General features: G+C 72.5%; 15 protein-coding genes. 11 read left to right on the top strand and 4 right to left on the bottom strand.

Features of this window, described 5'->3' with window-relative positions:
* Positions 1 to 64: 64 nt before the first annotated feature.
* Positions 65 to 739 carry a lipoprotein gene (locus tag ABZZ38_RS27495; RefSeq protein WP_356744730.1) on the bottom strand — a complete coding sequence of 225 codons (675 nt, stop codon included), beginning with the start codon at positions 737 to 739 and terminating at the stop codon, positions 65 to 67.
* A gap of 158 nt (positions 740 to 897) precedes the next feature.
* Here ABZZ38_RS27495 and ABZZ38_RS27490 point away from each other — a divergent pair, with 158 nt between their 5' ends.
* The 9 genes from ABZZ38_RS27490 to ABZZ38_RS27450 all read left to right on the top strand — a co-directional run bounded on the left by ABZZ38_RS27490 (position 898) and on the right by ABZZ38_RS27450 (position 13278).
* Positions 898 to 2694 carry an ABC-F family ATP-binding cassette domain-containing protein gene (locus ABZZ38_RS27490; RefSeq protein WP_356744728.1) on the top strand — a complete coding sequence of 599 codons (1797 nt, stop codon included), beginning with the start codon at positions 898 to 900 and terminating at the stop codon, positions 2692 to 2694.
* Between the two features lie 245 nt (positions 2695 to 2939).
* Positions 2940 to 4829, top strand: coding sequence for a PQQ-binding-like beta-propeller repeat protein (locus ABZZ38_RS27485; protein WP_356744726.1), 1890 nt, complete (start codon positions 2940 to 2942; stop codon positions 4827 to 4829).
* A gap of 350 nt (positions 4830 to 5179) precedes the next feature.
* On the top strand, positions 5180 to 5371 hold the full coding sequence (locus ABZZ38_RS27480) for a hypothetical protein (protein ID WP_356744724.1): 192 nt from the start codon (positions 5180 to 5182) through the stop codon (positions 5369 to 5371).
* Positions 5368 to 7173, top strand: a complete 1806-nt coding sequence (locus ABZZ38_RS27475; protein WP_356744722.1) for a PQQ-binding-like beta-propeller repeat protein — start codon at positions 5368 to 5370, stop codon at positions 7171 to 7173. Before ABZZ38_RS27480 ends, ABZZ38_RS27475 begins: the two co-directional genes overlap by 4 nt.
* Positions 7174 to 7394: 221 nt before the next feature.
* A complete protein-coding gene (locus tag ABZZ38_RS27470; RefSeq protein WP_356744720.1) occupies positions 7395 to 8084 on the top strand; it encodes a LuxR C-terminal-related transcriptional regulator in 690 nt (229 codons plus the stop codon).
* Positions 8085 to 8983: 899 nt separating this feature from the next.
* Entirely contained in the window at positions 8984 to 10051 is a 1068-nt protein-coding gene (galT, locus tag ABZZ38_RS27465; RefSeq protein ID WP_356744718.1) for a galactose-1-phosphate uridylyltransferase, read from the top strand.
* Positions 10048 to 11013, top strand: a complete 966-nt coding sequence (gene galE / locus ABZZ38_RS27460; protein WP_356744716.1) for a UDP-glucose 4-epimerase GalE — start codon at positions 10048 to 10050, stop codon at positions 11011 to 11013. The genes galT and galE overlap by 4 nt, the downstream gene beginning before the upstream one ends.
* Positions 11010 to 12176 (top strand): galactokinase, encoded by a 1167-nt coding sequence (galK, locus tag ABZZ38_RS27455; protein WP_356744714.1) that lies wholly within the window; start codon positions 11010 to 11012, stop codon positions 12174 to 12176. Before galE ends, galK begins: the two co-directional genes overlap by 4 nt.
* A 334-nt stretch (positions 12177 to 12510) precedes the next feature.
* On the top strand, positions 12511 to 13278 hold the full coding sequence (locus ABZZ38_RS27450; protein ID WP_356744766.1) for a response regulator transcription factor: 768 nt from the start codon (positions 12511 to 12513) through the stop codon (positions 13276 to 13278).
* On the opposite strand, the gene tamR is transcribed toward ABZZ38_RS27450, so the two are convergent.
* A complete protein-coding gene (tamR, locus tag ABZZ38_RS27445; protein ID WP_356744712.1) occupies positions 13237 to 13734 on the bottom strand; it encodes a MarR family transcriptional regulator TamR in 498 nt (165 codons plus the stop codon). The genes ABZZ38_RS27450 and tamR overlap by 42 nt on opposite strands.
* Before the next feature lie 131 nt (positions 13735 to 13865).
* Here tamR and ABZZ38_RS27440 point away from each other — a divergent pair, with 131 nt between their 5' ends.
* Entirely contained in the window at positions 13866 to 14693 is an 828-nt protein-coding gene (locus tag ABZZ38_RS27440) for a trans-aconitate 2-methyltransferase (protein WP_356744710.1), read from the top strand.
* A 223-nt stretch (positions 14694 to 14916) separates the two neighbouring features.
* Here the strand turns inward: ABZZ38_RS27440 and ABZZ38_RS27435 are convergent, their stop codons facing one another.
* Together ABZZ38_RS27435 and ABZZ38_RS27430 are read right to left on the bottom strand one after the other, a co-directional pair.
* Entirely contained in the window at positions 14917 to 15591 is a 675-nt protein-coding gene (locus ABZZ38_RS27435; RefSeq protein ID WP_356744708.1) for a TetR/AcrR family transcriptional regulator, read from the bottom strand.
* Positions 15588 to 16574 (bottom strand): fatty acid desaturase, encoded by a 987-nt coding sequence (locus ABZZ38_RS27430; protein ID WP_356744706.1) that lies wholly within the window; start codon positions 16572 to 16574, stop codon positions 15588 to 15590. The genes ABZZ38_RS27435 and ABZZ38_RS27430 overlap by 4 nt, the downstream gene beginning before the upstream one ends.
* Positions 16575 to 16789: 215 nt before the next feature.
* On the opposite strand from ABZZ38_RS27430, the gene ABZZ38_RS27425 reads away from it, so the two are divergent.
* Positions 16790 to 17979, top strand: a 1190-nt coding sequence (locus ABZZ38_RS27425) for a phosphoenolpyruvate carboxylase (protein ID WP_356744704.1), incomplete at its 3' end; no start/stop codon positions are given.

Here is a 17979-nt window from a genome sequence, read left to right as displayed (position 1 = left end):
CCCGGCCCGGGCGCGCTGCCGGCAGCAGCCGTGCGCCCCGGGACCCGGCGCGGGGCGTCGCGGGTCAGGAGCCGAGCGTCAGCGTCTTCTTCGCCAGCTCGTACGCCGGCAGCATCGCCCTGTGCTCGGCCGAGTCCAGCCCGCCCAGGTGCAGGACCACGGGTCCGCCCGGTGTCACGACGGCGAACGCCCGCTCGCTCTTGGGCTCGTCGAGGAACTCGCCGGTGATCTCGTACGTGACCTCCGTCGCCGCCAGGCCACCCGAAGTGGTCTCGCGGTAGCGGACCTTGCCCGCCTCCTTCTCGGCGCCCACGAAGGCCTCCAGCGCCGTGCGGGCGGTGCCGCCCTTCCCGGTGCCGGTCCAGACGCGGATGAACCCGATGTGCCCCGCGGGCTTCGCGTCGACCTCGCACACCAGGGTGACCGTGCCCTGCTTCGCCAGGTCCCCGAACTCCGGGTCCTCGGCCACCGTCACCTTCTCCGCCGTCCAGTGCCGCGCCGTCTCGAACGACACGGGCAGCACGCACGGTGTGCCGGCGGCCCCGAGCCGCTCGCCCCTGGCGGGCACCGTCGGCGACGCCGTGGCGGAGGGTGCCGGCGTCCCGCCCGTCGCGCCCTTGCCCGCCGCGTCCTTGCCCGCCGCGTCCTTGCCCGCCGCGTCCGGCTCCGCCGAACAGCCCGCGAGCGTCAGTCCCGCGACCATCGCGCACACCGCGCCCCGCACCCCGTACCGCCCCATGACGTCCCCGCCCCCCGCTCGATCGACCGCCGCACGTTACCCCACCGGGAACGCGCCCTCCCCGTCCGGTTCGAAACCGTGATCGATCGCGGGGCGCTGCCGCACCGTCCGCGGCGGCTACCCTGGTAGGTCGGCCCGTCCCCCCGTACAGGAGTGAAATGGCAGTCAACCTCGTCAATGTCGAGGCAGTCAGCAAGGTGTACGGCACCCGTGCCCTGCTCGACGGTGTGTCCCTCGGCGTCTCCGAGGGGGACCGGATCGGTGTCGTCGGGCGCAACGGGGACGGCAAGACCACCCTCATCCGGATGATCGCCAAGCTGGAGGAGAGCGACACCGGGCGGGTCACGCACAGCGGCGGACTGCGGCTCGGGGTGCTCACGCAGCACGATTCGCTCGACCCCGCCGCCACCGTCCGGCACGAGGTCATCGGCGACCTCGCCGACCACGAGTGGGCCGGCAGTGCCAAGATCCGCGACGTGCTCACCGGGCTCTTCGGCGGGCTCGATCTCCCCGGCTTCCCGCAGGGCCTCGACACGGTCATCGGGCCGCTCTCCGGCGGCGAACGGCGGCGCATCGCGCTCGCCAAGCTGCTCATCGCCGAGCAGGACCTGATCGTTCTCGACGAGCCGACGAACCACCTGGACGTCGAGGGCATCGCCTGGCTCGCCAAGCACCTCCGGGCACGCCGCTCCGCCCTCGTCTGCGTCACCCACGACCGGTGGTTCCTCGACCAGGTCTGCACGCGGATGTGGGACGTGCAGCGCGGCGCGGTCCACGAGTACGAGGGCGGCTACTCCGACTACGTCTTCGCGCGCGCCGAGCGCGAGCGGATCGCCGCCACCGAGGAGACCAAGCGGCAGAACCTGATGCGCAAGGAGTTGGCCTGGCTGCGGCGCGGCGCCCCCGCCCGTACGTCCAAGCCGCGCTACCGCATCGAGGCCGCCAACGAGCTCATCGCCGACGTGCCGCCGCCCCGCGACACCAGCGAGCTGATGAAGTTCGCCAACGCCCGGCTCGGCAGGACCGTCTTCGACCTGGAGGACGTGACCGTCACCGCCGGGCCCAAGATGCTGCTCAAGCACCTGACCTGGCAGCTCGGCCCCGGCGACCGCGTCGGCCTGGTCGGCGTCAACGGCGCCGGCAAGACCTCCCTGCTGCGCGCCCTCGCCGAGGCCGCCACCACCCACGGCGAGAAGCAGCCGGCCGGCGGGCGGATCGTCGTCGGGAAGACGGTGCGGCTCGCGTACCTCTCGCAGGACGTCGCCGAACTGCCGCCCGCCCTGCGCGTGCTGGAGGCCGTCCAGCAGATCCGCGACCGCGTCGACCTCGGCAAGGGCCGGGAGATGACGGCCGGGCAGCTGTGCGAGCAGTTCGGCTTCACCAAGGAGAAGCAGTGGACGCCCGTCGGCGACCTGTCCGGTGGTGAGCGACGCCGGCTGCAACTGCTGCGGCTGCTGATGGACGAGCCGAACGTCCTGTTCCTGGACGAGCCGACCAACGACCTCGACATCGAGACCCTCACCCAGCTGGAGGACCTCCTCGACGGCTGGCCCGGCTCGATGGTCGTCATCTCCCACGACCGGTTCTTCATCGAGCGGACGACGGACAAGACGTTCGCGCTGCTCGGCGACGCCACGCTGCGGATGCTGCCGCGCGGTATCGACGAGTACCTGGAGCGGCGCGAGAGGATGATCGAGGCGGCCACCCCCGCCCCGGCGCCCGCCCCCGCCAAGGACAGGTCCGCGGGGGACTCCCGCGCCGCGAAGAAGGAGCTGCAGAAGATCGAGCGCCAGCTCGACAAGGTCTCCGAGAAGGAGAGCAAGCTCCACGCCCAAATCGCCGAAAACGCCACGGACTTCGAGAAGGTGGCGAAACTGGACGCGGAGCTCCGCGAACTGGCCTCCCAGCGGGAGGACTTGGAGATGCGCTGGCTGGAACTGGCCGAGGACGCATAGCAGGCGACGGTGCGCGGCGAAGGCGTGGAGCGCGGATAACGAGGGCGTCACAGGCCGGTCCTCCCTTGGGAACAGGGGCGGACCGGCCCCTTTCGTGCCGTAGTCGAGTGATAGAAAGAAGCCCCGCTCGACTCACGCAACACTGCGGAATCCGTGTCCGATTCGCTCCATTCCGGCGGTACGTGCGTGCCGGAATCGCGGGGGAGGCCGGTCGGTCACCGGACCGCACGAAGGGGGAAGCGCTGATGACTCAGCCGCCCAGCCAGCAACCGCCGCAGGGGGGCGGCTTCGGGTCTCCTCAGGACCCGCAGCAGAGTTTCCCGCAACCGCCGGCCCAGCCGCCGGGTCAACCCCCGGTCCCCCCGGCCCAGCCCCCGGCGCCGCCGCAGATGCCGCCCGCCCAGCCCCCGGCGCCGCCCGCCCAGCCCCCGGCCGGCCAGCCGGGGTACGGCCCTCAGCAGCCCGGCGCCCAGCCCGGGTACGGCTACCCGCAGGCGCCGGGGCAGCAGCCCGGACCGTACGCCCAGCAGCCCGGACCGTACGCCCAGCAGCCGGGACCGTACGGGCAGCAGCCGGGACCGTACGGGCAGCAGCCCGGGCCCTACGGCGGTTACCCCGCCCCCGGACAGCCGCAGCCCCAGTACCCCGGCGCGCCCGTGTCCGGGCCCGGCAACGGAGGTCGAGGCCCCTTCAAGGGCAAGCCCGGTGTCATCATCGGCGCCGCGGTCGCCGCCCTCCTCGTCATCGGCGGCGGCACCTGGTTCGCCCTCAGCGGTGACGACGGCGGCACCCCCGAGCCGGACGCCAAGGGCAGCAGCGCCGCACCGGACCCGACAGGCTCCGGCGACGTCGACGTCGACGAGGGCGACGGCAGCGGCGGCGGTCGCGACGCCGGCGACGACCTCAACGCCGGGCGCCAGGCGGGCGAGGCCAAGGTCGACTTCCTGGTGACCAACGACGTGGACCTGCCGCGCAACGGCGCCGACGTGTTCGGCCCGTGGGTCGTCGGCGACACCGTCGTCAAGGCGATGTACAAGAGCGTCGCCGGGTACGGGGCGGCCGACGGCAAGAAGAAGTGGGAACTGCCCTTCACCACCGAGGTGTGCGCCGCCCCGGTCACGCCCGGCACCTCCGGCGCGATCGTCATCGGCATCAACGACCGCCCCGGCGACAAGGGCGACTGCACCCAGCTCCAGCAGGTCGATCTCAAGACCGGCAAGGCCGGCTGGAAGCAGGGCATCACCAAGGGCACGGGCTTCAACTCGTTCTCCGACATCACGCTCGCCATCAGCGGCGACACCGTGACGGCCGCGGGCACCAACAACTCCTTCGGCTACTCCCTCTCCACCGGCAAGCAGCTGTTCTCCACACCGGCCGACGGCTGCAAGCCGTTCGCCTTCGCGGGCGGCCCCAAGCTCATCGCCGCCGCCGCGTGCCGCACCGGCAGCGCCGAGACGGTGCAGCACCAGGTCAGCGAGGTCGACCCGAAGACCGGCAAGCCGAAGTGGTCGTACGCGCTGCCCGCGAACTGGGAGGCCGACAAGGTCTACTCCGTCAGCCCGCTGGTCATCTCCACGATCCAGCGCAAGGAGAAGAAGTGGTCCGTCATCGCGCTGACGGACACGGGCAAGCTCCGGTCCACCCTCAACGGCGGCCAGGACAAGTTCCAGCCCCGCTGCGGCGGCACCTTCGTCATCTTCGGCAAGAACCTGCAGGGCTGCACCGGCGTCGCCGCCGACGCGAGCACCTTCTACATGTCGACCGAGCCCACCACCCTCACCAGGGGCACCAACCACGTGGTGGCGTTCGACCTCAGCACCGGCAAGCCCAAGTGGCGCGCCACCGCCGGTCCGGAGAAGACCATGACCCCGCTGCGTATGGAGGGCGGTGACGTCCTGGTCTACATGGAGGGCTCCTTCGACAGGGGCGGCGCGGTCGCCACGCTCGCCCCGACGGGCGGCAGCCCGAAGGTCCTCCTCCAGCACCCGGCGTCCACGGCGGAGATCGAGCGCGACTTCTACTCCCCGAAGTACGCCTACGCCGACGGCCGCTTCATCATCGCCGCAGGCCGGGTCAGCGCCCGCAACGACGCCGAGGAGAAGCAGACGAAGACGATGATGGCCTTCGGCAAGTGATGACCGGCCCCACCCCTCCGGAACAAGGGCCGTACGGTTCGCTCAACCCGTACGGCGGAGGCCGGCTGCCCGAACCGCAGCCGTCCCCGCCGTCCGGCGCCGGCCCCGGACACAAGCGCGGGACCGCGGCGCTCCTCGCCGCGGTCCTCGCCGCGCTGCTTGAAGGGCACCAACCAGATCGTGACGTTCGACCTCGACACCGGGAAGGTCGTGCGCCGTGTCCCGGCGCCGGCGGAGCGGACCCATCCGCTGCGGATGTCGGGCGCCGACCTGCTCGTCGTGGTCGAGCCGTCCTTCCAGGGCAAGGGCGGGGCGCTCGCGTCCGTCGCGCCGGGGCGACCTCGGTGCGCGTGCTGCTCCAACTCCCGGCGTCCAGCGCCAAGTCGCACCGGATGATGGACGCGCCCGACGCCCTGTACGAGAACGGTCGCCACACCATCGTGACGAGCGGTGTCACCGCCGCCAACGACGCAGATGAGAAGAAGAGGGAGACGATCATGTCGTTCTCCGCGAATCGGACCCCAGAGGTGCCCACACCATGACCCAGCCCCCACCGCCACCGCCGAACCAGCCCCCGGGCCAGCCGCCGAACCAGCCTCCCGGCCAGCCGCCGCAGGGTGGCTTCGGCGCCCCGCAGGACCCCCCGCCCGGCTTCGGCGCCCCCACACCGCCGCCGCAGAACCCGGCGTACGGCTACCCCCAGGCACCCCAAACGCCCCCGCCCGCCCAGCCCCCGGGCTACGGCTACCCGCAGGCCCCGGGCCAGTACCCCGGCCAGCCGCCCGCCCAGGACCCGTACGGCCAACAGCCCTACGGCCAGCAGCCCTACGGCCAGCAACAGTACGGCTACGGCTACCCGGCCGCCGCTCCCGTGCCGCCGCCCGCGCCCGCCAAGAAGCTGTCCACCCAGATGCAGATCATCATCGCCGCGGCCGTCGCCGTGGCCCTGGTCATCGCGGGTGGTGTCTGGTACGCGACCAGCGGCGGCGAGAGCGGCAGGAACGACGACCCCAAGGGCAGCGCCGGCACGTCCGGCCAGGGCGGTCAGGGCGGCGACACGGCCCAGGACGGCGCCGGCAAGGAGATGGCGCCGGCCAACCCCGCGTCCAAGGTCGCCTTCCAGATGCCCCACCCCAAGGTCGTCGACCTGACCCCGATGGACGGCTCCTGGCTCACGGACAAGGCGTACGTGAAGACCGGTGTCAACTCGGTCGTCGCGTACGACCTCGACAAGGGCACCCCGCTGTGGACCCTCCCGCTCCCGGGCCAGGTCTGCGCGGCGTCACGGCACGTCAAGGACAACAAGACGGCGATCGTCTTCGAGGCCACCAAGCGCGTCCCGCCGAAGAACTACCAGCCGTGCACCGAGGTCGGCGCCATCGACCTGGCCACCGGCAAGCTGCTGTGGAGCAAGTCCGTCACGGGCGGCCAGGCCGGTGACGACAAGGCCCGCTTCACCGAGGTCACCGTCGGCGCCGGCACGGTCGCCGCGGGAGGCACGGACGGCGGCGCGGCCTGGGACCTGATCACGGGCAAGGAGTACTGGAAGCCCCAGGTCAACGCCGAGCAGTGCTACGACATGGGCTACGGCGGCGGCGAGGGCCTCGTCGCGGCCCGCAAGTGCGGCCCGTACGAGCAGCAGTACGTCATCATCCAGAACCTGAACCCCACCACCGGCGCGCCGATCTCGCAGTTCAAGATGCCCGCCGGGGTCGAGTACGCGAGCGTCGTCTCCACCAAGCCGCTGGTCGTCGCGGCCGACGTCGGCGACACCGCCGGTGACGGCTCCGGCATCTCGGACTTCTTCTCCCTCGACGAGAAGACCGGCAAGCTGAAGGTCAAGATCGCGGCGAACGCCGAACGGTTCGCGGCCGAGTGCGGTTCGACCGAGGTCGAGTCCTGCATCAAGGTCGTCATCGGCAACGGCCGGATCTACCTGCCCACCGAGGAGCACGAGGGCACCGGCGAATACGGCCAGACCAACGAGATCGTCTCGTTCGACCTCACCACCGGCAAGCCCACCAGCGACAAGGCCGACGCCGGCGACCGGTACTCGATGTTCCCGCTGCGCATGGACGGCGGCAACATCATCGCGTACAAGGAACCGCCGTACGACAAGGGCGGCCAGGTCGTCAGCATCGACGGCGCCACCTTCAAGCAGACCGTGCTGATGGAGAACCCCGCCGAGGAGTCGGTGCGCCGCGCCGAGTCCAGCTTCTCGCTCGACCACGCGGAGATCCGCTTCGGCGCCGGGCGGCTGTTCATCTCGGAGACCAACGTGTCCGAGCCGAGATCGTCGGCCAACGACAAGCAGTACTTCGTGCTGGCCTACACCACCCACTGACGCCTGCCGCACGACCGTTGTACGGCCCGGCACATCGCTCGCCCGATGTGCCGGGCCGTCAGCATGAAGCCCCGGACGTAGCCCTGATTGGCGAAGAATTCGACATCCTGAGGGGCTTTTGACCACCAGGGGGCGCGCGACGTCGAACAAGCGTGTAGCTTGCCGGGTCAACAGTGCCGGGGGCGGCGGGGGGCCGGTCCCCGGGGGGATGGGGATGCTCGATGGGCGTGCGGCTCATGGTGGTCGACGATCACAGACTGCTCGCCGAGGCGCTGGCCTCGGCGCTGAAACTGCGCGGGCACCGGGTGCTCGCGGCGGCGGCCCCGGCCGCCGGGGCGGCCGAGCTGGTGGTGAACCGGGCGCCCGAGGTGTGTCTGCTGGGGACGGCGGCACCGGCCGAGCCGGGCGTCTTCGACCCGATCGTCCGCATCAAGCGGGACCGCCCCCAGGTGGCGGTCGTGGTGCTGGGGCCGGTGCCGAGTCCCCGCGGCATCGCGGCGGCGTTCGCGGCGGGCGCCTCCGGCTACGTACGCCATGACGAGCGCATCGAGGGCGTCGAGCGGGCGATGCTCAAGGCGAGGGCGGGTGAGGCGGCGGTGTCGCCGCAGCTGCTCCAGGGCGCGTTCACCGAGCTGCTGAACCCGGCCGCGCAACCCGACGACGAGGGGCAGCGGCTGCTGCGGCTGCTCACGCCGCGCGAGGTCGAGGTGCTCGTACGGGTCGCGGAGGGTGACGACACCCGGCTGATCGCGGCGGGGATGAACATCGCGCCGAGCACCGCCCGGACGCATGTGCAGCGCGTGTTGATGAAGCTGGGGGTGGGCTCGCGGCTGGAGGCCGCCGCGCTCGCCGCCCGCACCGGTCTGCTGGACCGCGCCCCCCGCCCACCCGGCGGACCGCTCCCCGGCTGACCCCACCCGGGCCCCACCCCTCGCGCCGGCCCGCCCGCCTGCTTGCCGGACCGGCCCACCCGGCTCGCTCCTCGGCTCCGCCCGGGCCCACTCCTCGCGCCGGTCCCGCCCGCCCGGCTCCGCTCTGCGGGTCTGCCCGGGCCCGCCCAGGTCGGCTCGGCGGGTTCGCCGGGCCCACTCCTCGGCTCCGCCCGGGCCCACTCCTCCCGCTGGGCCCGCCCGGCTCGCTCCTCGGCTTCGCCCGGGCCCACTCCTCCCGCCGGTCCCGCCCGCCCGGCTCTGCTCTGCGGGTCTGCCCGGGCCCGCCCAGGTCGGCTCGGCGGGTTCGCCGAGGCCGCCCCTCGGCTCCGCCCGGGCCCACTCCTCCCGCCGGGCCCACCCGGGCCCACTCCTCGGCCCCGCCCGGGCTCACTCCTCGCGCCGGTCCCGCCCGCCCGGCTCTGCTCTGCGGGTCTGCCCGGCCCCGCCCAGGTCGGCTCGGCGCGTTCACCGGGGCCGCCCCTCGGCCCCGCCCGGGCCCGCCCCGGGGGCCTGCCGACTTTCACCCGCCCCCGCCCGGGCCCGCCCGGGGGGCCTGCCGACTTCACCCGCCCCCGCTCGGCCGTCCGCCCCTCCGGGGCGCAGTCGGTCCCGCCCTGATCAGGTGACCCGCCTGCCGGACGGCCGGCGGGGCTCTTCCGCGCCCGCCCCGTCCGCGGCGCGTCCGGCGTCCGTCCGTCCGGCCGGACCGGCCCCTCGGCACCCACGCCCGGCCCGCACCCACCCCCCACCGGCCGAAGGCGCACGCACGCCGAAAGCGCTCCCTCGGCGCACGCCACCGGCGGCCCGTTGACGCGCGCTGTTGAGGTGTGGTTGTTTGTGTTCGGTTCTGTTGGTTGGTATGCCTGAGGAGTCCCGGAGTGAAGAAGACGTCGACCCGGCTGGCCGACGGGCGCGAGCTGGTCTACTACGACTCACGGGACGACGTCGTACGCGACGCCGTCGACCGGCGACCGCTCGACCCGATCTCCACCACGTCCGAGATCCGCCACGACCCGCTCCTCGGTGACGCGGTCGCCATCGCCTCCCACCGCCAGGGACGCACCTACCACCCGCCCGCCGACGAGTGCCCCCTGTGCCCCTCGCGGGACGGCCGGCACAGCGAGATCCCCGACGGCGACTACGACGTCGTCGTCTTCGAGAACCGCTTCCCCTCCCTCGCCGGGGACGCCGGACGCTGCGAGGTCGTCTGCTTCACCTCCGACCACCACGCCTCGTTCGCCGACCTCACCGAGGAGCAGGCCGCGCTCGTCCTGGAGGCCTGGACCGACCGCACCGCCGAACTGGCCGAGCTGCCAGGGGTGGAGCAGGTGTTCTGCTTCGAGAACCGCGGCGCCGAGATCGGCGTCACCCTCGGCCATCCGCACGGGCAGATCTACGCGTACCCCTTCACCACCCCCCGCACGGCGCTGATGCTCCGCTCGCTCCACGACCACCGCGCCGCCACCGGCCGCAACCTCTTCGACGACCTCGTCGCCCGCGAACGCGCCGACGCCGAACGGGTGGTGCTGGAGAGCGACGAGTGGGTGGCCTTCGTGCCGTACGCCGCGCACTGGCCGTACGAAGTGCACCTCTACCCCAAGCGCCGCGTACCCGATCTGCGCGCCCTGGACGAGGCGGCCGGCGCCGAGTTCCCGGCCGTCTACCTCGAACTCCTGCGGCGCTTCGACCGGATCTTCGATGGGCGGGGTGGAGGGAGGGAAGGCGGGGGCGAGCCGCCGACGCCGTACATCGCCGCCTGGCACCAGGCACCGTTGCGCGACGCCGGGCGCGACGACTTCGCCCTGCATCTCGAGCTTTTCACCATCCGCCGTACTTCCGGCAAGCTGAAGTTCCTCGCGGGCTCCGAGTCCGGCATGAGTGTGTTCATCAACGACGTGCCGCCGGAGGCCGCGGCCCGCCGACTGCGAGAGGTAGCGACCAAGTGAGCAAGTATCTGGTGACGGGCGGGGCCGGCTATGTCGGCGGTGTGGTCGCCGCCCACCTGCTGGAGGCCGGGCACGAGGTGACCGTCCTCGACGACCTCTCGACGGGCTTCCGCGAGGGCGTCCCGGCCGGGGCGCACTTCGTCGAGGGCCGCGTCCAGGACGCCGCCCGCCACCTCGACGCCTCCTACGCCGGGGTGCTGCACTTCGCCGCGTTCTCCCAGGTCGGCGAGTCCGTGACCGACCCCGGGAAGTACTGGGCGAACAACGTCGGCGGCACCATGGCGCTGCTCGCCGCCATGCGCGACACGGGCGTGCGCCGGCTGGTCTTCTCCTCCACCGCCGCCACCTACGGCGAACCGGTCTCCACCCCCATCACCGAGACCGATCCCACCGCCCCCACCAGCCCCTACGGCGCGTCCAAGCTGGCCGTCGACCACATGATCACCGGTGAGGCCGCGGCACACGGCCTGGCCGCCGCGTCCCTGCGGTACTTCAACGTCGCGGGCGCCTACGGCTCCTGCGGGGAGCGCCACGACCCCGAGTCGCACCTCATCCCGCTGGTGCTCCAGGTCGCCCTCGGGCGGCGTCCGTCGATCTCCGTGTACGGCGACGACTACCCGACCCCCGACGGCACCTGCGTACGCGACTACATCCACGTCGCCGACCTCGCCGAGGCGCACCTGCTCGCCATGGACGCGGTACGACCCGGCGAGCACCTCATCTGCAACCTCGGCAACGGCAACGGCTTCTCCGTCCGCGAGGTCATCGAGACCGTGCGACGGGTGACGGGCCACCCCATCCCCGAGACCGTCGCCGCCCGCCGGCCCGGCGACCCGGCGGTGCTGGTCGCCTCCGCCGCCACCGCTCGGGAACGGCTCGGCTGGCGGCCGTCCCGGCCCGACCTGGCGGACATCGTGTCGGACGCGTGGGAGTTCGCGCGGAAGCGGGAGGCGGGCAAGTGACCCCGGGGACGGCCGTCGAGGCCACCGTCGCGGACCGGTTCCGCGAGCTGTACGGCCACGCGCCCGAGGGCGTGTGGGCCGCGCCGGGCCGGGTCAACCTCATCGGCGAGTACACCGACTTCAACGACGGCTTCGTGATGCCGCTGGCGCTCCCGCACACCGCGGTCGCGGCCGTGTCGCGCCGCACCGACGGACAGTTGCGCGTCCACTCCGCCGACACCGACCAGGGCCTGATCCAGCTCGACGTCGAAGCCCTGGAACCGCTCTCCGACACCGGGTGGGCCGCCTACCCGGCCGGTGTGGTGTGGGCGCTGCGCGAGGCGGGTCACGCCGTCACCGGCGCCGACGTCCACCTCGCCTCCACCGTCCCGACCGGCGCCGGGCTGTCCTCCTCGGCCGCGCTGGAGGTCGTCACCGCGCTGGCGCTGAACGACCTGTACGGGCTCCGGCTGACCGGCGAGGAGCTCGCCGTCCTCGCCCAGCGCGCCGAGAACGCCTTCGTGGGCGTGCCCTGCGGTGTCATGGACCAGATGGCGTCGGCGTGCTGCGTGGAGGGCCACGCCCTGTACCTCGACACCCGGGACCTCGCGCACCGCCAGGTGCCGTTCGACCTCGCCGCGTGCGGGCTGCGGCTGCTGGTCGTCGACACCCGGGTGAAGCACGCCCTCGGCGACGGCGCGTACGCCGAGCGGCGCGCCGGGTGCGAGGCCGGCGCGCGGGCGCTCGGCGTGCGCACGCTGCGCGACGTGGACCACGTGCGACTGCCCGACGCACTGCGGCAGTTGAGCGATGAGACGGTGCGCTCGTACGTCCGTCACGTCGTGTCCGACAACCATCGCGTCGAGCGGACCATCGCCCTGCTGGACGCGGGCGAGATCCGCGCGGTGGGCCCGGTGCTCACCGAGGGGCACGCGTCACTGCGGGACGATCTGCGGGTGTCGTGCCCGGAGCTGGACCTGGTGGTGGCCGCGGCGAACGAGGCGGGGGCGCTGGGGGCGCGGATGACCGGGGGCGGGTTCGGCGGCTCGGCGATCGTGCTGACCGAGGCGGACACCGCTCAGACGGTGACGAAGGCGGTCGAAGCGGCCTTCGCGGCGGCCGGGTACACGGCGCCGCGGGTCTTCCCGGCGGTCCCGTCGGCGGGCGCGCGCCGCGTCGCCTGACCATCCCCGGCTGGTTCGGTGCGCCCCCGCGCGGATGACCGTCCGGTGTGCCCTTGTACGTCGATTTCCGTCTCTCCACGGCGCAGACGGCACACTGTCCACGTCCCTTTCGGTCAGTTCCGCAAATCCCCTTTCCCCACGGCCGCCCAGTCGTACTCTGATGCACAGCACCGGTGGGGGCCGGTGCTGATCAGGGGGCGAGACAGCCGGGTACGACGCCCGGGGCGGGGGTAACAGTCACCGCACGGCGGCGGCCGTGCGACGACCGCCGGTCCCTCGAACTCCGGGCGCCGTACCCGCGGCTGGTCCGCTCTCTCGACACTTGGGGGTGTCAGTGGTCCGTATCCGGGTCCTGGTGGTGGACGACCACCGCATCTTCGCCGAATCGCTCGCCGCGGCGCTCGCGGCCGAGCCCGATGTGGACGTCGCGGCGGCCGGCAGCGGACCCGCCGCGCTGCGGTGCCTGGAGCGGGCGACCGCCGAGGGCCGCGGGTTCGACGTGCTGCTGGTCGACGCCGACCTGGGCGCGGGCGCCACGCCGACGGCCGCCCCGCCCCGCGCGGTCCCGGACCACGGCGGGGAAATCGTCGACGGCATCTCGCTGGTCGCCGGGGTCCGGTCCGTCCACGCCGGGGTGCGGACGGTCGTGCTGGCCGAGAAGGACGACCCGCGCCGGGCCGCGCTGGCCCTGCAGGCCGGTGCGTCGGGCTGGGTGGCCAAGGAGTGCTCGCTGCAGCGGCTGCTCGCGGTGATACGCGGCGTCCTGCGCGACGAGACCCACCTGCCGCCCGCGCTGCTCACCGGGGTGCTGCGGGAGCTGACGGCCACGCGCAAGCACCGCACGGAGAGCGAGCGGCTCGTGGAGTCGCTGACCCCGCGCGAGCGGGAGGTCCTGCGCTGCATGGTGGCGGGCCTGGGCCGCAAGGCGGTCGCCGAGCGTCTCTTCCTGTCGCCGCACACCGTCCGTACGCATATGCAGAACGTGCTCGGGAAGCTGGGCGTGCACTCCACACTGGCGGCGGTCGCGCTGGCCCGCCGGGCGGGCGTGGGACCCGCCGAGTCAGCCGGGGATGTTGTCGAACGGGGCGGTCAGCTGGCGTAGCAGAGCGGCCAGTTCGGCGCGCTGGGCGCGGGACAGCTCGGCGAGGATGGTCCGCTCCTGGGCGAGCAGTCCGGCGAGTGCCTGGTCGGCCCGGTCCCGGCCCTCGGGGGTGAGGCGGACGAGGACGCCGCGGCGGTCACTGGGGTCGGGCAACCGCTCGACCAGGCCCTTCTTCGCGAGCCGGTCGATGCGGTTGGTCATGGTGCCCGAGGTGACCAGGGTCTGGGTGAGCAGCTGTCCGGGCGAGAGCTGATAGGGGGCGCCGGCGCGGCGCAGTGACGTCAGGACGTCGAACTCCCACGGCTCCAGGTTGTGCTCGGAGAACGCGAGGCGGCGGGCGCGGTCGAGGTGGCGGGCCAGCCTGGACACGCGGCTGAGCACCTCGAGCGGTTCCACGTCGAGGTCGGGGCGCTCGCGGCGCCATGCAGCGACCAGTCGGTCGACCTCGTCCTCCATGGCGATCAGTGTAGGCGATCTGTCGACGTGAAGTCTCTTGACGTCAAGAAATAGTCCGCTGGACCATTGGGCATGACGGGGCCGGGACATGGTTCCGCTTCGGTACGCCGTGCCAGTTAGGGGGCTCCACCATGCATTCCGCACCAACCTGGGATCCACAGCAGTACCTGCGCCACTCCGATCACCGCACCCGCCCGTTCGTCGACCTCCTCCACCGGATAGCCGAACCGCCCGCGGCCACACAGGGCCGGCCCGCCCGAATCGCCGACATCGGGTGCGGCCCCGGCAATGTCACCGCCCTGCTCGCCGACCGCTGGCCCGACGCGCACATCACCGGCTTCGACCTCTCGCCCGAAATGCTGGAACAGGCCGAGAAGCACCACGCCGGCACCACCCCCGGGGGCGGCTGGCTCGATTTCCGCCTCGCCGACGCCGCCCACTGGATGCCCGACGAACCGTACGACCTGATCGTCTCCAACGCGGCGCTCCAGTGGGTGCCCAGCCATCCCGAGTCGCTGCCGTTGTGGATCGAGGGCCTCGTCCCGGGCGGCACGCTGGCCTTCCAGGTCCCCGGCAACTTCACCTCACCCAGCCACGCGATCCTGGGGGAGCTCTGCGAGAGCCCGCAGTGGCGCGACCGCGTCGGCGGCCACGGCCACCGGTTCGTCCACATCCTGACCGCGGCCGACTACCTGGACCGCCTGACCGACCTGGGGTGCGTGACGGACGTCTGGGAGACGGTCTACTCCCAGCTCCTCCCGGGGGAGGACCCGGTCCTGGACTGGGTCAAGGGCACCGCCCTGCGGCCCGTCCTCACGGCCCTCGACGGTGATGAGGAGGCCATCGCCGAGTTCCTGGCGCAGTACCGCGACCTGCTCCGCAAGGCCTACCCGCCCGGCCCCCACGGCACGCTCTTCCCGTTCCGGCGGATCTTCGCGGTGGCCCGCAAGCCGGGGTGACCACACCCGCGGGGTGATCGACCGGCGTGCCGCACCGGGGCGCCGCGGACCCGTGGCGCCCCGGTGTCGCTCGTACGGCGCACCCGCTCTCGGGGACGGGACCGGGTACGCGAGCGCCGCGCTCCTCCGGCGGTGGCGCGGCGGTCCCGGGCGGCCCCGCCGGGGGCTTCGTCATCGGCGAGGAGATCACCGGGGCCGGGCCCCGAGCGCGCCCGAAGGGCCGTCAGCTCTTGCGGTGGCCTATCAGCCGCGGCTTCGCCTCCAGGCCGTCCAGGCCGTGCCACGCCAGGTTCACCAGGTGCGCCGCGACCTCCGCCTTCTTCGGCTTGCGGACGTCCAGCCACCACTGGCCCGTCAGCGCCACCATGCCCACCAGCGCCTGCGCGTACAGCGGCGCCAGCTTCGGGTCGAAGCCCCGGGCCTTGAACTCCAGGCCCAGGATGTCCTCCACCTGCGTGGCGATGTCCGAGATCAGCGACGCGAACGTGCCCGTCGACTGCGCGACCGGCGAGTCCCGCACCAGGATCCGGAAGCCGTCCGTGTACGTCTCGATGTAGTCGAGCAGGGCGAACGCGGCCTGCTCCAGCAGCTCGCGCGGATGCCCGGCGGTCAGGGCGCCGGTCACCATGTCGAGCAGCCGGCGCATCTCGCGGTCCACGACGACCGCGTACAGACCCTCCTTGCCGCCGAAGTGTTCGTACACCACCGGTTTGGACACCCCGGCCTTCGCCGCGATCTCCTCCACGGAGGTGCCCTCGAAGCCCCGCTCGGCGAAGAGCGTGCGGCCGATGTCGAGCAGTTGCTGCCGGCGCTCGGCGCCGGTCATCCGGACTCGGCGTCCGCGCCTGGGTTTATCGCTGCTGGTGCCACTGCCCTCGATCGCCACACCGTCCATCATGCCGCGTTTGCGGACCTGTCCTGGCGCCGGGCTTCGATGCGGGACGCGGTGGGCCAGCGCACGTCGTACGCCCAGCCCAGCTTCTCGAACCAGCGGATCAGCCGCGCGCTGGAGTCGATCTGCCCCCTCATCACGCCGTGACGTGCGCATGTCGGGTCCGCGTGGTGCAGGTTGTGCCACGACTCACCGCACGACAGCACCGCCAGCCACCACACATTGCCGGAACGGTCCCGCGACTTGAACGGCCGCTTGCCCACCGCGTGGCAGATCGAGTTGATCGACCACGTCACGTGGTGCAGCAGCGCCACCCGCACCAGCGAGCCCCAGAAGAACGCCGTGAAGGCGCCCCACCACGACATCGTGACCAGACCGCCGACCAGCGGCGGGATCGCCAGCGAGAGCACCGTCCAGCCGATGAAACCCCGCGAGATCGCCCGGATCGCCGGGTCCTTGATCAGATCCGGTGCGTACTTGGCCTGCGGGGTGCGCTCCTCGTCGAACATCCAGCCGATGTGCGCCCACCACAGGCCCTTCATCAGCGCCGGCACGGTCTCGCCGAACCGCCACGGCGAGTGCGGGTCACCCTCGGCGTCCGAGAACTTGTGGTGCTTGCGGTGGTCCGCCACCCAGCGCACCAGCGGCCCCTCGACCGCCAGCGACCCCATGACCGCCAGCGCGATCCGCAGCGGACGCTTCGCCTTGAACGCACCGTGCGTGAAGTACCGGTGGAAGCCGATCGTGATGCCGTGACAGCCGATGAAGTACATCGCCACCAGCAGGCCCACATCCAGCCAGCTCACCCCCCAGCCCCACGCCAGCGGCACCGCCGCGACCAGGGCCAGGAACGGCACCGTGATGAACAGCAGCAGCGCGAGCTGCTCGACCGACCGCTTGCTGTCCCCGCCGAGGGTGCCGGGAGGCAGGTCGGAGGAGGGGGACGTGGCCGGGTCCGCGGAGTGGAGCACATCGGGGGTTGTGGTCATGGAGTCCCCAGGGGGTTGAGGGATACAACGGATGAGCGTGGCTACGCTTCCGTAACCTACGGAAACGTAAGTATGGCAGCGCTCAGGCACGGGGCAAGAGGGCTGCTGACAGTGCCACGCCCACCGACACCTATCCTTGGTGTCGTCGGACAGCGCGGTCCGCCAGCTTCCAGTACCCCTCCAGACGTGCTCAAACACTGCAAGGAGCCGCACCTGTGAGCAGTGCCGACCAGACCCCCACCGCCAGCGCCGAGCTGCGTTCCGACATCCGCCGACTGGGCGACCTGCTGGGCGAGACCCTCGTACGGCAGGAAGGCCCCGAGCTCCTGGAGCTCGTCGAGAAGGTCCGCCGCCTCACCCGCGAGGACGGCGAGGCCGCCGCCGCGCTGCTCGGCGACACCGACCTGGAGACCGCCGCCAAGCTGGTGCGCGCCTTCTCCACCTACTTCCACCTCGCCAACGTCAGCGAGCAGGTCCACCGCGGTCGCGAGCTGCGCGAGAAGCGCGCCGCCGAGGGCGGCCTCCTCGCCCGCACCGCCGACATGCTCAAGGACGGCGACCCCGAGCACGTCCGCCAGACGGTCAAGAACCTCAACGTCCGGCCCGTCTTCACCGCCCACCCCACCGAGGCGGCACGGCGCTCCGTGCTCAACAAGCTCCGCCGCATCGCCGAGCTCCTCGAAACTCCCGTCATCGCCTCCGACCGGCGCCGCCACGACCTGCGGCTCGCGGAGTCGATCGACCTCATCTGGCAGACCGACGAGCTCCGCGTCGTCCGCCCCGAGCCGGCCGACGAGGCCCGCAACGCGATCTACTACCTGGACGAGCTGCACGCCAACGCCGTCGGCGACGTCCTGGAGGACCTCGCCGCCGAGCTGGAGCGCGTCGGCGTCGAGCTGCCCCCCGGCACCCGCCCGCTCACCTTCGGCACCTGGATCGGCGGCGACCGCGACGGCAACCCCAACGTCACCCCCGCCGTGACCCGGGACGTCCTGATCCTCCAGCACGAGCACGGCATCACCGACGCCATCGAGGCCATCGACCACCTGCGCGGACAGCTGTCCAACTCCATCCGCTACGCCGGCGCCACCCAGGAGCTCCTCGACTCGCTCCAGCAGGACCTGGAGCGGCTCCCCGAGATCAGCCCCCGCTACAAGCGCCTCAACGCCGAGGAGCCCTACCGGCTCAAGGCCACCTGCGTCCGCCAGAAGCTCATCAACACCCGCGAACGTCTCGCCAAGGGCACCGCCCACGAGGAAGGCCGCGACTACCTCGGCACCGCCGAGCTCATCGACGACCTCACCCTCATCCAGACCTCGCTGCGGGCGCACCGCGGCGGCCTCTTCGCCGACGGCCGCCTCGACCGCACCATCCGCACCCTCGCGGCCTTCGGCCTCCAGCTCGC

Source organism: Streptomyces sp. NPDC006368 (assembly GCF_040612535.1).
Taxonomy (GTDB): Bacteria; Actinomycetota; Actinomycetes; order Streptomycetales; family Streptomycetaceae; genus Streptomyces.
The sequence above is the reverse complement of the archived record's forward strand: the minus strand, read 5'-3'. Positions and strand labels throughout refer to the sequence as shown.

Coding starts and splice junctions, on each gene's coding strand:
- ABZZ38_RS27495 (WP_356744730.1), bottom strand. CDS start 739: ATGGGGCGGTACGGGGTGCGGGGCGCGGTGTGCGCGATGGTCGCGGGA.
- ABZZ38_RS27490 (WP_356744728.1), top strand. CDS start 898: ATGGCAGTCAACCTCGTCAATGTCGAGGCAGTCAGCAAGGTGTACGGC.
- ABZZ38_RS27485 (WP_356744726.1), top strand. CDS start 2,940: ATGACTCAGCCGCCCAGCCAGCAACCGCCGCAGGGGGGCGGCTTCGGG.
- ABZZ38_RS27475 (WP_356744722.1), top strand. CDS start 5,368: ATGACCCAGCCCCCACCGCCACCGCCGAACCAGCCCCCGGGCCAGCCG.
- ABZZ38_RS27470 (WP_356744720.1), top strand. CDS start 7,395: ATGGGCGTGCGGCTCATGGTGGTCGACGATCACAGACTGCTCGCCGAG.
- tamR (WP_356744712.1), bottom strand. CDS start 13,734: ATGGAGGACGAGGTCGACCGACTGGTCGCTGCATGGCGCCGCGAGCGC.
- ABZZ38_RS27440 (WP_356744710.1), top strand. CDS start 13,866: ATGCATTCCGCACCAACCTGGGATCCACAGCAGTACCTGCGCCACTCC.
- ABZZ38_RS27435 (WP_356744708.1), bottom strand. CDS start 15,591: ATGATGGACGGTGTGGCGATCGAGGGCAGTGGCACCAGCAGCGATAAA.
- ABZZ38_RS27430 (WP_356744706.1), bottom strand. CDS start 16,574: ATGACCACAACCCCCGATGTGCTCCACTCCGCGGACCCGGCCACGTCC.